Source organism: Sphingomonas sp. DC1600-2, from assembly GCF_049897605.1.
In the GTDB taxonomy this organism is placed as follows: Bacteria; Pseudomonadota; Alphaproteobacteria; order Sphingomonadales; family Sphingomonadaceae; genus Sphingomonas.
Genome location: NZ_JAFCWO010000001.1, coordinates 683,761 through 695,874, shown reverse-complemented (window position 1 = coordinate 695,874; position 12,114 = coordinate 683,761). Strand labels below are relative to the sequence as shown.

Genomic DNA, 12,114 nt, shown 5'->3' with positions numbered 1-12,114 from the left:
GCGGCGGCATCACCGCGCAACCGCACGCAGTGTCGTTCAATAAGGCCAGGGTGTGCCCACCACCACACAGGCCAGGAACATCAGCAGCCCGGCAAAGCGGTTGGAGCGGAAGCGGCGCAGCGCGCCCGCGCCGTTATCGGGCGACAAGGTTGCGACTTGCCAAAGGAAATGCCCCGCCACCGGCAGCAGCGCGACCAGCGCCAACCAATCGGGCCGCAACACCCAGATCGCCCCCGCCCACAGCGCCAGCGCCGCCAGATAGAACAACCCGACGCCCAAGCGCACCCGCTCACCCATCCGCAGCGCCGAGGAGCGCACCCCGATCAACGCATCATCCTCACGGTCCTGTAGCGCATAGATGGTGTCATAGCCGACCACCCAGCAAATCGACCCGGCATAAAGCAGCAGGCCGGGCGCGGTGAGCGCGCCCATGATGTCGCTCCACCCGACCAGTGCCGCCCAGGAAAAGACGAGGCCCAACCACACTTGCGGCCACCAGGTAATGCGCTTCATGAAGGGATAGGCAGCGACCGGGGCAAGGCTCAGCAGCGCGACCACGCCCGCATACAGGGTGAGTTGCAGCAGCACGAGCAGGCCAAGCAGGCACAACACCAGCAGCCAAACCCACGCCGCCTTCAGCGACACCGCCCCGCTCGCCAGCGGACGGCTGCGCGTGCGCGCCACTTGCCGGTCGAGATCGCGGTCGACAATGTCGTTATACACGCACCCCGCGCCGCGCATGGCGATGCTGCCGAGCAGCAGCCACAGGATCAAATCCCAGCGCGATACTGCCCCGCCTGCCAGCGCCACACCCCACGCCCCCGGCCAGAACAACAGCCACCACCCGATCGGCCGATCGAATCGCGCCAGCAGCGCAAACGGGCGGACCGCAGCGGGCAACAGGCCGACAAGGCCGCGATGTTCGGTATCCGGGGTAAGATCGGCAGCAGTCATGCGCGCTCCATGCACCAGCCAGCGGCCGCGCAACAGCCCCGGCGCGCATCGCCTCGACTTCGCCACGCTCTGCGCCGATAGCGGTGCCAAGACCCGAATAAGGGCGCGGTTTTCCAAAGGCGGGCAGCGTGATCCATCTCTCCGTCGCGATCGGGCGGTTCTTCGAGGCGTTGCTGTGGGCGGTGGCGCGCGGCGTCGGCGTGATGGCGGGATGGGCGATGCTGGCGGTGGTGGGGCTCGCCCTGTTCGCCGTGGCGCTGCGGGCGCTGTGGCAGGGACGCAAGTGAACGCCGCCGATTTGCCAGGCCCCACGCCCCTGCTCTAAGGCGCAGCCATGCCCGCCACCCCCGCCTGGCCCCCGCAATCGACTCCGCGCCTGTTCGTCGAGTCCCCGCTCGGCCTTGGCCCACTGCGGATCGATGGCCCGCAGGCGCATTATCTGGTCAGCGTGATGCGGATGAAGGCGGGCGATCCGGCCAAGCTGTTCGACGGCACATCGGGCGAATGGCTGGGCGTCGCCGCCAGTGTCGGCAAGCGCGACCTGGTGCTCGACGTCACCCAAAAGCTGCGCGAGGCCGAGACGGTGCCCGACCTGTGGCTGTGCGCCGCCCCGATCAAGAAAGGCCGGATCGACTGGGTCGCCGAGAAAGCGTGCGAGCTTGGCGTCGCGCGCCTCATACCGGTGCTGACCCGCCGCACGATCGTCGACCGGTTGAACGGCGAGCGGCTGCGCGCGCATATGATCGAGGCGGCCGAACAATGCGGTCGCACGGCGGTGCCCGAGCTGACCGAGCCAGTGAAGCTGTCCGCCCTGCTGCGCGACTGGCCCGCAGACCGCGCGCTGTTCTTCGCCGACGAAACTGGCGGTGCGCCCGCTTTGGCAGCAATGCGCGCGGCAAGTGGTGCGGCAGCGATCCTGATCGGTCCTGAAGGCGGCTTCGACGATGACGAACGCGCCGCGATCCGAGCCGTGCCAAGTGCTGTCGCCATCGGCCTGGGCCCGCGCATTCTGCGCGCGGACACGGCAGCAGCGGCGGCGGTCGCGCTGTGGATGGCCGCGCGCGGCGATTGGTGAGGCGCATCGGTAGCTAAACGAAACGCGCTGGCGGGCGGCCTCAGGCGGCGCTAAGGCGCGATCATGACCACGCGCCCCGAAACCAAAAAGAGCTCTCCCGTGATCGAATCGCGCGACCAGCTCGTCGCCAGCTTCGCGCGGGGCGAGAAGGCTCCCGATCGCTGGCGGATTGGCACCGAGCATGAGAAGTTCGTCTATGCCGATAGCGATCATCACGCGCCGAGCTACACCGAAAAGGGCGGCATTCGGGATTTGCTGGACGCGTTGACCGCATTCGGTTGGGAACCCGTGCTGGAAGGCGGCAACGTCATCGCGCTGAACGGCACCGACGGATCGATCAGCCTCGAACCGGCCGGCCAGTTCGAACTGTCGGGTGCCCCGCTCGAAAATCTGCACCAGACCTGCGCCGAGACCGGGCGGCATCTGCAGCAGATCAAGACGATCGGCGACAAATTCGGCATCGGTTTCCTCGGCCTCGGCATGTGGCCCGACAAGACCCGCGCCGAGCTGCCGATCATGCCCAAGGGCCGCTATGCGATCATGCTGCGCCACATGCCGCGCGTCGGCAGCATGGGCCTCGACATGATGCTGCGCACCTGCACGATCCAGGTGAACCTCGATTACAGTTCCGAAGCCGACATGGTGCAGAAGTTCCGCGTCGGGTTGGCGCTGCAACCGCTCGCCACCGCCTTGTTCGCCAATTCGCCCTTCACCGAGGGCAAACCCAACGGGATGCTGTCGTACCGCAGCCACATCTGGTCCGACACCGATCCCGCGCGCACCGGCATGTTGCCGTTCGTGTTCGAGGACGGTTTTGGATATGATCGCTACACCGAATACGCGCTCGATGTGCCGATGTACTTCGTCTATCGCGACGGTCGCTATCTCGATGCTGCGGGCCTGTCCTTCCGCGATTTCCTGAAGGGCGAATTGTCGGTCCTGCCCGGCGAGAAGCCGACGCTCGACGACTGGAATGACCACCTCTCCACCGCCTTCCCCGAAGTGCGGCTGAAGACCTTTCTCGAAATGCGCGGGGCCGATGGCGGCCCGTGGGGGCGGATTTGCGCACTGCCTGCTCTGTGGGTCGGCCTGCTCTACGATCAGGGTGCGCTCGATGCGGCGTGGGATGTGGTCAAGCACTGGACGATCGAGGAACGCCAGGCGCTGCGCGATGCAGTGCCCAAGCTCGGGCTCGACGCACCGATCGCAGGCGGGCGCACCTTGCGCGCGATCGCGGGTGAAGTGATCGACATCGCCAGCGCCGGCCTCACCGCGCGGGGCCGCATCGATTCGAGCGGCAGCAACGAAACCGGGTTCCTCGATCCGCTGCGCGAGATCGTGCGCAGCGGCAAGGTGCCCGCCGAATTGCTGCTGGAGAAATATCACGGCGTGTGGAACGGCGACGTGTCGAAAGTGTATGACGAGCTGCGGTTCTAGCCGCGCTCTGCTTCGCTTCCTGCCTGCGCGGCGTGGGCAAGCGACTCCACGAACTTCGCATTCAAGCGGCCAAGGTCGGCCAAATCATCCTCACTCCAGGCGGCGAGCGCGCGCGCCAGCAAGCGCTGCCGCGCCGCCGCAACCGAGCGCGCCAGCGCCTCGCCCGCGGGAGCGAGCGTGACCATCCGGATTCGCCGGTCCGTTTCGCCGGGAATCTTGGCGATAAGGCCCAATTGTTCGAGCTTCGCAATCTGGCGGCTAACCGTCGTCGAGTCCCGCCCCACCTGATCGGCCAGCGCCGCCACGCTCAGCGTGCCCCGCGTGGCGATCCCCACCAACAGCGGCACCAGCGCGCGGTCGAGCACCACACCCGCCTCTTTCAGCAACAGGTCCACGCGCTGCGGGCTGCTGAAAAACCCCAGCAGATCAACGAGCGCGCGAGCGACGGTATCGATACTAGCTGTATTATACACTCTTTACCTCAAGCCTCCAAAGTGGCATAAAGGCTGCATGATACACACATCCCCCACGCTCGTCATCGCCGGCAGTGTAAGACCCCGCCGGATCTCCCCGCAGATTGCGCAATGGATCGCCACGCTGGGCCGGTCGCAAAACGACGACACCTTCGAAGTCGTCGATTTGCGCGATTGGCCGTTGCCGATGGATGATGAGGCGGAAATGCCGCAGCGCGCCAGCTACGCCTCGGCATTGACCCGCGAATGGAGCCGGAAGATCGCCAGCGCGGCGGCATTTATCTTCGTCACACCACAATATAATTGGGGTTATCCGGCAGCTCTAAAAAACGCGATCGACCACCTCTACCGCGAATGGGCCGACAAGCCGGTCATGATCGTATCTTATGGCGGGCACGGCGGAGGCAAGGCTGCGGCACAGTTGCAGGAGGTGTGCGAAGGGATCGGGATGCGGCCGATCGCTGCGCGGCCCGCGCTGCGCCTGTCACGGACGCAGATCGAGGCCAATTCGGGCGAGATCGACCCTGCGGAGGCGTTCGCCGGACATATTGCGGACGTGCGCGCGGCACTGGCCGAACTGTCCCACTCGCGCAATGCGACCACCCAGCCGACCGCCGCATAAAGAGGACCGATCGGCGGTCGTGGCACGTCACGGAATGGCCGCAAGCAACGATGATCCTTTCTGCCAAAATGTCATATCGAAGTGGTATGCTCGTCTGTAGTTCTAAACATTCAACCACTGGGGGGAATGAACATGGTCGATCATCCGGAACGGATTACAGAGTGCTTTGAAGCAGCCTGGAACGCGCACGACATGGTCGCGTTTGGCGCGCTGTTCCATCCGGATGCCACGTTCGTAAATCGCTTTGCGACCTATTGGCGCGGCATCGACCAGATCATCGCAGGACACCGCTTCATTCATGACTCGATTTACAGCGATTCGACGCTGCGAGTCGATCCGGCGGACGTCGACTGGGCCGGGGACGCGGTTGCAATCCTGCACTTCTGGACGCGGCTCTCCGCCGGTGTCGCAGATCCGGCCGGGCCGCATGCCGTCGACACGCTGATCCTGGCGATCGCCACCCGGCGTGACGGCGATTGGCGCATTCGGGCGGCGGAAAATGTCACCCTCGCCGACCCAAGGACCGGCAAGGATATTTTACGCGCAGACTAACGATCAGATTTTTTCTATCCTTTTAATAGTTTACTGGCGTTCTCGGCACGAAAGGTCGCGCCGGTTTCTCATCCAAAAATACCACTTCACAAAAGTGCCTCATAAGTGTCATCATTCTGTAACCGAATGACTCGGTGAGAGGATGAATCCCATGACCAAAATGATCGCTTTGAGCTTGCTTGTCCTGGCGCCGCTGTCGGCACCGGCAGTGGCGAACCCCACGGCAGCGACACCGTCAACGCAGACTGCTGCCCAAAATGCAGATGCCATCTCGGCGCTGGAGACACGGGTTCGGCTCAACCCGGATGATGGCGGACGCCATATCGAACTGGCCGCCGCGTATTTGCGCAGTGGACGCACGGCTGAAGCACTGGTCGCCTTCCGTCGCGCCCGCGCGCTTGACAATGAAATGCTGGAAACGCCGACGGGCGACGCGATCTGGTCGCATCAGATTGCCGACAGCGTGCTTGCCCGCGCGGCCGCGCGCCCGGTGCAGCTCTCTTCCCGCTGATAGCCTGAACACTGCGGACCCTCGGGGCATCCTCGGATGCCCCGAAACCGCGCGGCGCTAGACCCGGACCGTGCGCTTGCCGCCAACCCAGGCGAAGAAACGCGGCACCAGCCCGTTGCGCTCGATCCATTCCGAATAATCGCGATACGTCGGGTCCATCCCGAGATACCGCTCCTCGGTCTTGGCACGCCAATAATAGACTCCGCTGACCACCCCCAGCAGGATCGTCGCCCGCACCGCGTCGAGCCAGGAGCCCGTCGTCAGCACGGGCACGGTCGAAATCCACCAGAACAAATTCTTCGACAGATAGGCCGGGTGGCGCGAAAACGCATAAGGCCCGTGCGTCAAAATGCCGCGATGCGTCAGGTTGGAAAAGCGAAAACCAAACGCGACCGTCGCCCAGGCATAAATTGCCGTCAAACCGACCAGCACTGTACCGATCGCGACCAGCACCACCGGATGTCCGGCGAACCAGACCGACCAGCCATCGGAGCCATAGGTGCCGGGATGATAATCGAGCGGCCCGTTTTCGGCCATCAGCGTGAAGGGAGGGTAACAAATCAGCGCCGCCATCCACGCCGCCGCAAACGGGTTTGCACTGCGAATGTGCGAATCGAGTGGACGGAAGGTGAGGATATAGCCGGCCGTCGCGAACGCGCAGTCGATCACGAACATGAAGCCGATCAACCAATTGGCCAGCGCCACCGGATTGTGCAGCACCTCCACGACATTCCCGTGGATGAACCCGGCGAACCCCGGCGGCACCACCGCCAGCATGAACGCCAGGAAAAAGGCCTTCACGCCCCAACTGCGCAAATGGTTATACAGCGCCTCACGGTCGATCGGCTCGTCGAGCCCCATCAGCCACGCGCCGAGCGCCCAAGCGCCATCCTTGGGCGCGACCAGGCGACGATCGATCCACAGCACATAGGGGATCGAACCGACCAGCAGCAGCGGTGCGGCGACGCCGAAACACGCCATCGCAAAGGGAAAGCCGCCCCATTGGTTGCTCCAGTAAAAGCGCCCGGTGCCATAGATCAACGCGATGCCCGCCCAGGTCGCCCATAACCCCGCGAGCTTGGTCAGCGACACATCGAGCGTTTCACGCCACGGCTTCGGGGTGCTCCAGTCAATGCCGGTCGAGGCGCGACGGTGGACCTTGTCGACCAATACCGCCCACAGCACCATCGGCAGCGCGCAGGCCGCGATATTGACGAGCGCCGCATAGGGCCCGTCCATGCCATAATAACGCGCGATCGCGACCCACAGGAACAGGCCGCCGAGACCCGCCAACCCGCAGCCAGTGCTGACCGCCGAGACCGGGCGGGGATCGGCCGCCTTGGCGGCCCGCGCGAGGGCAGTGTCATGAAACATCGCAGGCGGCGTAGCGCAGGAAGGGTTAGCGATGCGTAAAGGACAATCCCGGCAACTGGCGGCAGTCCGCTATCGCCCCACCCCGGCACGGCATTGCATCAACGGTTGAATGCGCGTGCCAAATGCCTCCACGCCTTCGACGAAATCGTCGAAGGTCAGCAGCACGCCGCCGGTATTGGGCACCGCTGCCATTTCGTCGAGCATCCGCGCGACATTGGCATAGGAGCCGACCAGCGTGCCCATATTGATGTTGACCGCTCCTTCCGGTGCCGCAAGCTGGCGGACGTTGGTGTCCTTATTGTGGGTGTCCTTCGCGCCCTGGTCGGCCAGCCAGGCGATCGCCTCGAGATCGGCACCGTCATTATAGGACTGCCACTTCGCCATCGCCGCTTCATCGGTTTCGGCGGCAATGATCATGACAAGCACGAAGATCGACACGTCGCGCCCGGTCTTTGCGGTGGCCGCCGCCAGCCGCGCATTGTTCGACGCGAACGCCGTCGGCGTGTTCACCCCCTTGCCCAGGCAGAAGGCATAATCCGCCCATTTCGCCGAGAAAGCGAGCCCGTCATCGGAGGAGCCCGCGCAGATGATCTTCATGTCGCCGCTCGGCACCGGGCGGACGCGACAATCGTCCATTTGATAATAATCGCCCTTGAAGTCGCTCTCGCCGGTTTCCCACAGCTCGCGCAGGATATGGGCATATTCGTCGAGCATCGTGTAGCGATTGCGGAAATGCTCGTCGCCGGGCCACAGCCCCATCTGGGTATATTCGGGCGGCTGCCAGCCGGTGATGAGGTTGAGCCCGAACCGCCCATGACTGATCGAATCGATCGTGTTGCACATCCGCGCGGCGAAGGCGGGCGGGATGATGAGCGTCGGGCAGGTCGCGAAGATCTTGATCTTCTCCGTCACCGCCGCCAGCCCCGCCATCAGCGTGAAGCTTTCCAGGCCATATTCCCAGAATTCGGTCTTGCCCCCGAAACCGCGCAGCTTGATCATCGACAGCAGGAAGTCGAGCCCGTGTTTTTCCGCCGATTGCGCGATCGTCTTGTTGAGATCGAACGACGGCAGGTATTGCGGAGCGTTTTCGGAAATCAACCAGCCATTGTTGTTGATGGGGACGAAGACGCCGACTTGCATGGTGTTACCCTTCCGCGATTTCGCCCGCCAGCCAGGCGAGCACGAAGCTGTTGAACGCATCCGGATCGACCACGTTGACGGCATGGCCGCCATGTTCCGCCCGGCAGAAACCCGCGATCGGCAAACCGTTGGCAAGCGCGACCCCGGCATTGGACGGCACCAGCATGTCGTCATCCGAACACACGACCAACACTGGCCGGTGGATCTCACGCAGGCGATCGGCGATGTCGAAGGTGGCCAGCGCGGCGATGCGTTTTTCCATCGTGGCGACGCCCGGAAACTGCGCCAGTTGCGCGGGCAGTTCCGCCTCCAGCGCCGCGTGATGCGCCGAAATCCAGTTGGCCGGATACAGGAAGATCGGCTGCGCCCGCAGATACGCCTCCACACCGCTATCGCGCAGCAATGCAAGCCGCGCGTCGAAACAGCGCAGGAAATGCGGATCGGGGGACGCCCAGCCATTGACCACGACGAACTTGTCGATCCGCTCCGGTGCCAACAGCGCCAGCGCCAGCGCCGCCACACCGCCCGCGGCATGGCCGACGATCGTCGCGCGCGCCACGCCGAGCGTGTCGAGCAGCGTCAGCATGTCCGCGGCAAAGTCCTCGACCGACACCGTTTCGGGCAAAGCGCGATCGCTGCGGCCAGTCCCGCGATGGTCATAGGCGATGACGTGATAGCGCTCGGCAAGCGCCGCGATATTGGGTGCCCAATAGCTCGCCGAGCCGCCAAGGCCCGACGACAGGAGGAGCGGCGGCGCAGCGGCGCTGCCGTGGGTCTCGTAATACAGGCCTGCGGCGTGCGGCATGATTCAGCCTTGCATCGACAGCGATGGCGTGCCGAGCATCTCAACCAAGATGCGCGACCGAGGCGATTTCCACCAGGCAATCCGGCTTCACCAGATCGGCGCGGATGCAGTAGCGCGCAGGCTTTGCGCCCGGAAAATATTCGGCATACACGCCATTGAAGGCCGCATAATCGGCCAGGTCTTTCAGGAAGATGTGGTTCATCGCGACATCTTCCAGCGTCGCGCCCGCCGCTTCCAGCGTCACCTTGATAACGTCCAGCACATGCCGCGTCTGTGCGGCGGCATCGCCGACATGCAGCACCGCCCCGCCCTCGCCAAGCGCCAGCACGCCCGAGACATAGACGGTATTCCCCGCCTTGGCCCCAGCCGAATACGGCGCGATCGGGGTCGGGAATTGCGGGGGATTGATCGCTTCGAAGGGCATGAACCTACTCCTTGGGCGACTGGCCGAACGACCCGCAGAAATCTGCGGCCGTACTGATCCAGCCGAAGAATTTCTCGACATTGTAGACGCTGGCCGCCTGCATTTCGGGCGGGCCGAGATGATGCGTGGCATCCTCCAGCATCACTCCGAAATATTCGAGATGGAAGCCATCGCGCAACGTGCTCTCGACGCAGACGTTGCTGGCAATCCCGACGAACACGATGTTGCGAATGCCGCGCGAGCGCAGCGTCGAATCCAGCTGCGAATTGAAGAACGCCGAATAGCGCGTCTTATGGACGCGAAGGTCGCCCGGTTGCGGGGTCAGCGCATCGACGATCTCATAATCCCACCCACCGCGCGCCAGCAAGGTGCCCGCCAGTTCGGGGCGCTGGCGCATCGTCTTCAGCGCGTTCGATTTGTGCCAGTTGGGCGAGCCCGGCCCGCCCGCCTCGCGATACTCGGGGTCCCAGCCATTTTGCAGGAACACCACCTGCACGCCCGCAGCCCGCGCCGTATCGAGCACCGTCGCGATCTTGCCGATCGTCCCCGCCGCGCCCGAAATGTCGAAACCCGCCAAATCGACATAGCCGCCCTTGCTAGCATAGGCGTTCTGCATGTCGATCACCACGACGGCGGTATGCTCGGGCGCGAGCCGCAACGCCTCGGGCCGGGCCGGGAGCGTCACCGCCGTGTCGCCATCCCCGCCGGGGCAGATCACGGTCTGATCGTCGGCCACGCAACACTCCCTCGCGAAAGCGTCCGATCCTGTCGTGGATGTCGCACAAGTGCAAGGGCCGCATCTTGCGCACCGGCTTTACCCACGCTAACCGGGGCAGATCGCCGCAGCAGCGCGCGCAGCCGGCGAGCGGGTATAGTACAATGGTAGTACAGCAGCCTTCCAAGCTGAATACACGGGTTCGATTCCCGTTACCCGCTCCAGCCCGTGTCCCGGCACAGGCATGACCGCAATCTCCTTTCCCAAGGCGCAGGACGCGATCGTCGCGGTCGGGCGCTGGCTTGATGGCAAAGGCTGGGCTCCCGCGACATCGGGCAATTATTCGGCGCGGCTGGACGACGGCAGCTTCGCCGTCACCGTATCCGGTCGCCACAAGGGACGCCTGACGCGTGACGATGTGATGCGCGTGGATGCCGAAGGCGTGTCGCTCGACGGAAAGAAACCCTCCGCCGAAACCGCGCTGCACCTGACGCTATACCGTCTGTTTCCCGCATGCGGCGCAATACTGCACAGCCACTCGGCCACCGCAGTAGGCCTCAGCCGCGCGACGCCAGGCGATGGATATACCCTTACCGGCCACGAAATGCTGAAGGCCCTGCCCGGCATCGTGACGCATGAGACATCGGCGGTGCTGCCGATCGTCGACAACAGCCAGGACATGGCCGTGCTCGACGCGGCAATCACCCCTCGCCTGCTGGCACCGGGTGCAATCCCGGCCTATCTCATCCGCAGCCACGGTTTGTATGGCTGGGGCCAGGACATGGCCGAGGCCGAGCGCGTGATCGAGGCGGTGGAATGGATGATCGCCGCCGAACTGGCCGAAAGGAGCTTTCGATGAGCCGCCTGCAAGTCTTTGCCGAGGATGACGCCGCCACGGCGCTGCTCGACACCACCGACGCTGCTGAGATCGAGGCGACGCTGCAGGAGGCCGGGGTCCGTTTCGAACGCTGGCCGCTCAAGCCCGTCACAGCCGACAGCGATGTGCTCACGGTCTATGCGGACGAAGTGGCGCGGCTGACGGCAGACGGCGGCTATCAGTCGATCGATGTCGCGCGGATCGCGCCCGATCATCCCGACCGCGCGACGCTGCGCGAAAAATTCCTGTCCGAACACACGCATGGCGAGGATGAAGTGCGCTTCTTCATCGACGGCGAAGGGCTGTTCACGCTCCACCATGACGGGCGCGTGTTCAACATGCTGTGCTGCGCGGGGGATTTGATCTCGGTGCCAGCCGGGATGCGGCATTGGTTCGATATGGGGGCAGCCCCGCGCTTTACCGCGATCCGGCTGTTCGTGAACCCCGATGGCTGGGTCGCCGCCTTTACCGGCAGCGACATTGCCGAGCGCTTCCCGCGCCTGGAACCCGCAACCGCGTGAAGGCGATCCTCACCGATATCGAGGGCACCACGTCAAGCATCGCCTTCGTCGCGGAGGTGTTGTTTCCGTATGCCCGTACACGCCTGGCCGACTATATTGCGGCGCACCCGGCGGAAACCGCGCCGATCCTGGCCGAAGTCGCCGCCAGCGAACCCGGCGACGCGGTCGCCACGCTGCTGCGCTGGATCGATGAAGATCGAAAGGCGACCCCGCTCAAGGCGCTGCAAGGCATGATCTGGGCCGATGGCTATGCCTCCGGCGCTTTTACCGGGCATATCTATCCCGATGCGGCCGCAGGCTTGCATCGCTGGCACGCGGCGGGGATCAAGCTCTACGTCTTTTCGTCCGGCTCAGTGCCCGCGCAGAAACTGCTTTTCGGACATAGTGAGGCAGGTGATCTGACCCCGCTCTTTTCGGGCTATTTCGACACCACCACCGGGCCGAAGCGTGAGGCCTCCTCCTATGCCAGGATCGCCGCGGCGATCGGGATGTCGCCGGGCGAGGTGCTGTTCCTGTCGGACACGCCCGAGGAAATCGCAGCAGCACGCGGTGCGGGGATGAACGCGCGACTGATCGATCGCTCGGGCGACGGCGGGGATATCATCACCTTCGACGATCTCTTTTAAGGACCCGC

General features: G+C 64.4%; 16 protein-coding genes and 1 tRNA gene. 10 read left to right on the top strand and 7 right to left on the bottom strand.

All coding sequences use genetic code 11. From position 1 onward, the window contains the following. Positions 1–36 precede the first annotated feature (36 nt). Positions 37–954: a 4-hydroxybenzoate octaprenyltransferase gene (gene ubiA / locus ACP7BL_RS03210; protein WP_426257600.1), complete on the bottom strand. Its 918-nt coding sequence runs from the start codon at positions 952–954 to the stop codon at positions 37–39. A gap of 128 nt (positions 955–1,082) precedes the next feature. On the opposite strand from ubiA, the gene ACP7BL_RS03205 reads away from it, so the two are divergent. The 3 genes from ACP7BL_RS03205 (at position 1,083) to ACP7BL_RS03195 (ending at position 3,466) form a co-directional block, all read left to right on the top strand. Further along, entirely contained in the window at positions 1,083–1,241 is a 159-nt protein-coding gene (locus ACP7BL_RS03205; RefSeq protein ID WP_185867649.1) for a hypothetical protein, read from the top strand. A 47-nt stretch (positions 1,242–1,288) separates the two neighbouring features. After that, the gene (locus ACP7BL_RS03200) at positions 1,289–2,029 is read left to right on the top strand and encodes a 16S rRNA (uracil(1498)-N(3))-methyltransferase (protein ID WP_426257599.1); all 741 of its coding nucleotides are present in this window, start codon (positions 1,289–1,291) and stop codon (positions 2,027–2,029) included. A 63-nt stretch (positions 2,030–2,092) separates the two neighbouring features. Then, entirely contained in the window at positions 2,093–3,466 is a 1,374-nt protein-coding gene (locus ACP7BL_RS03195) for a glutamate--cysteine ligase (RefSeq protein ID WP_033965593.1), read from the top strand. Here the strand turns inward: ACP7BL_RS03195 and ACP7BL_RS03190 are convergent. Beyond that, a complete protein-coding gene (locus ACP7BL_RS03190; protein WP_209515369.1) occupies positions 3,463–3,939 on the bottom strand; it encodes a MarR family winged helix-turn-helix transcriptional regulator in 477 nt (158 codons plus the stop codon). The two genes, ACP7BL_RS03195 and ACP7BL_RS03190, sit on opposite strands and share 4 nt — an antisense overlap. 37 nt (positions 3,940–3,976) lie before the next feature. Here ACP7BL_RS03190 and ACP7BL_RS03185 point away from each other — a divergent pair, with 37 nt between their 5' ends. The 3 genes from ACP7BL_RS03185 (at position 3,977) to ACP7BL_RS03175 (ending at position 5,624) form a co-directional block, all read left to right on the top strand. Next, positions 3,977–4,561, top strand: a complete 585-nt coding sequence (locus ACP7BL_RS03185) for an NADPH-dependent FMN reductase (RefSeq protein ID WP_426257598.1) — start codon at positions 3,977–3,979, stop codon at positions 4,559–4,561. A 132-nt stretch (positions 4,562–4,693) separates the two neighbouring features. Then, positions 4,694–5,113: an SgcJ/EcaC family oxidoreductase gene (locus tag ACP7BL_RS03180; protein ID WP_426257597.1), complete on the top strand. Its 420-nt coding sequence runs from the start codon at positions 4,694–4,696 to the stop codon at positions 5,111–5,113. 151 nt (positions 5,114–5,264) lie between these two features. Next, positions 5,265–5,624, top strand: coding sequence for a BTAD domain-containing putative transcriptional regulator (locus tag ACP7BL_RS03175; RefSeq protein ID WP_033965595.1), 360 nt, complete (start codon positions 5,265–5,267; stop codon positions 5,622–5,624). Positions 5,625–5,681: 57 nt separating this feature from the next. Here the strand turns inward: ACP7BL_RS03175 and ACP7BL_RS03170 are convergent, their stop codons facing one another. The 5 genes from ACP7BL_RS03170 to rutB form a co-directional block, all read right to left on the bottom strand. After that, positions 5,682–6,998 (bottom strand): methyltransferase family protein, encoded by a 1,317-nt coding sequence (locus ACP7BL_RS03170; RefSeq protein ID WP_426257596.1) that lies wholly within the window; start codon positions 6,996–6,998, stop codon positions 5,682–5,684. A 69-nt stretch (positions 6,999–7,067) separates the two neighbouring features. Continuing rightward, on the bottom strand, positions 7,068–8,138 hold the full coding sequence (gene rutA / locus ACP7BL_RS03165; RefSeq protein WP_033965596.1) for a pyrimidine utilization protein A: 1,071 nt from the start codon (positions 8,136–8,138) through the stop codon (positions 7,068–7,070). A 4-nt stretch (positions 8,139–8,142) separates the two neighbouring features. Continuing rightward, on the bottom strand, positions 8,143–8,943 hold the full coding sequence (rutD, locus tag ACP7BL_RS03160; protein ID WP_033965597.1) for a pyrimidine utilization protein D: 801 nt from the start codon (positions 8,941–8,943) through the stop codon (positions 8,143–8,145). Between the two features lie 40 nt (positions 8,944–8,983). Continuing rightward, positions 8,984–9,367 (bottom strand): pyrimidine utilization protein C, encoded by a 384-nt coding sequence (gene rutC / locus ACP7BL_RS03155; RefSeq protein ID WP_033965598.1) that lies wholly within the window; start codon positions 9,365–9,367, stop codon positions 8,984–8,986. A 4-nt stretch (positions 9,368–9,371) separates the two neighbouring features. After that, on the bottom strand, positions 9,372–10,103 hold the full coding sequence (gene rutB / locus ACP7BL_RS03150) for a pyrimidine utilization protein B (protein ID WP_137902993.1): 732 nt from the start codon (positions 10,101–10,103) through the stop codon (positions 9,372–9,374). Between the two features lie 129 nt (positions 10,104–10,232). On the opposite strand from rutB, the gene ACP7BL_RS03145 reads away from it, so the two are divergent. The 4 genes from ACP7BL_RS03145 (at position 10,233) to mtnC (ending at position 12,106) form a co-directional block, all read left to right on the top strand. Continuing rightward, a tRNA-Gly gene (locus tag ACP7BL_RS03145) sits at positions 10,233–10,306 on the top strand. A 20-nt stretch (positions 10,307–10,326) separates the two neighbouring features. After that, positions 10,327–10,941, top strand: coding sequence for a methylthioribulose 1-phosphate dehydratase (locus ACP7BL_RS03140; protein WP_137902994.1), 615 nt, complete (start codon positions 10,327–10,329; stop codon positions 10,939–10,941). Further along, the gene (locus tag ACP7BL_RS03135) at positions 10,938–11,480 is read left to right on the top strand and encodes a 1,2-dihydroxy-3-keto-5-methylthiopentene dioxygenase (protein ID WP_426257595.1); all 543 of its coding nucleotides are present in this window, start codon (positions 10,938–10,940) and stop codon (positions 11,478–11,480) included. Before ACP7BL_RS03140 ends, ACP7BL_RS03135 begins: the two co-directional genes overlap by 4 nt. Then, complete coding sequence (gene mtnC, locus ACP7BL_RS03130) at positions 11,477–12,106, top strand: acireductone synthase (protein WP_033965659.1); 630 nt, start codon at positions 11,477–11,479, stop codon at positions 12,104–12,106. The genes ACP7BL_RS03135 and mtnC overlap by 4 nt, the downstream gene beginning before the upstream one ends. The last annotated feature ends 8 nt before the right edge of the window (positions 12,107–12,114 follow it).

Bases quoted from the DNA above. Each gene is read 5' to 3' on its own strand.
- ACP7BL_RS03175 (WP_033965595.1), top strand. From the start codon at position 5,265: ATGACCAAAATGATCGCTTTGAGCTTGCTTGTCCTGGCGCCGCTGTCG.
- ACP7BL_RS03185 (WP_426257598.1), top strand. From the start codon at position 3,977: ATGATACACACATCCCCCACGCTCGTCATCGCCGGCAGTGTAAGACCC.
- rutD (WP_033965597.1), bottom strand. From the start codon at position 8,943: ATGCCGCACGCCGCAGGCCTGTATTACGAGACCCACGGCAGCGCCGCT.
- rutA (WP_033965596.1), bottom strand. From the start codon at position 8,138: ATGCAAGTCGGCGTCTTCGTCCCCATCAACAACAATGGCTGGTTGATT.
- ACP7BL_RS03195 (WP_033965593.1), top strand. From the start codon at position 2,093: ATGACCACGCGCCCCGAAACCAAAAAGAGCTCTCCCGTGATCGAATCG.
- ACP7BL_RS03170 (WP_426257596.1), bottom strand. From the start codon at position 6,998: ATGTTTCATGACACTGCCCTCGCGCGGGCCGCCAAGGCGGCCGATCCC.
- rutC (WP_033965598.1), bottom strand. From the start codon at position 9,367: ATGCCCTTCGAAGCGATCAATCCCCCGCAATTCCCGACCCCGATCGCG.
- ACP7BL_RS03200 (WP_426257599.1), top strand. From the start codon at position 1,289: ATGCCCGCCACCCCCGCCTGGCCCCCGCAATCGACTCCGCGCCTGTTC.
- ACP7BL_RS03135 (WP_426257595.1), top strand. From the start codon at position 10,938: ATGAGCCGCCTGCAAGTCTTTGCCGAGGATGACGCCGCCACGGCGCTG.
- ACP7BL_RS03180 (WP_426257597.1), top strand. From the start codon at position 4,694: ATGGTCGATCATCCGGAACGGATTACAGAGTGCTTTGAAGCAGCCTGG.
- ubiA (WP_426257600.1), bottom strand. From the start codon at position 954: ATGACTGCTGCCGATCTTACCCCGGATACCGAACATCGCGGCCTTGTC.
- ACP7BL_RS03140 (WP_137902994.1), top strand. From the start codon at position 10,327: ATGACCGCAATCTCCTTTCCCAAGGCGCAGGACGCGATCGTCGCGGTC.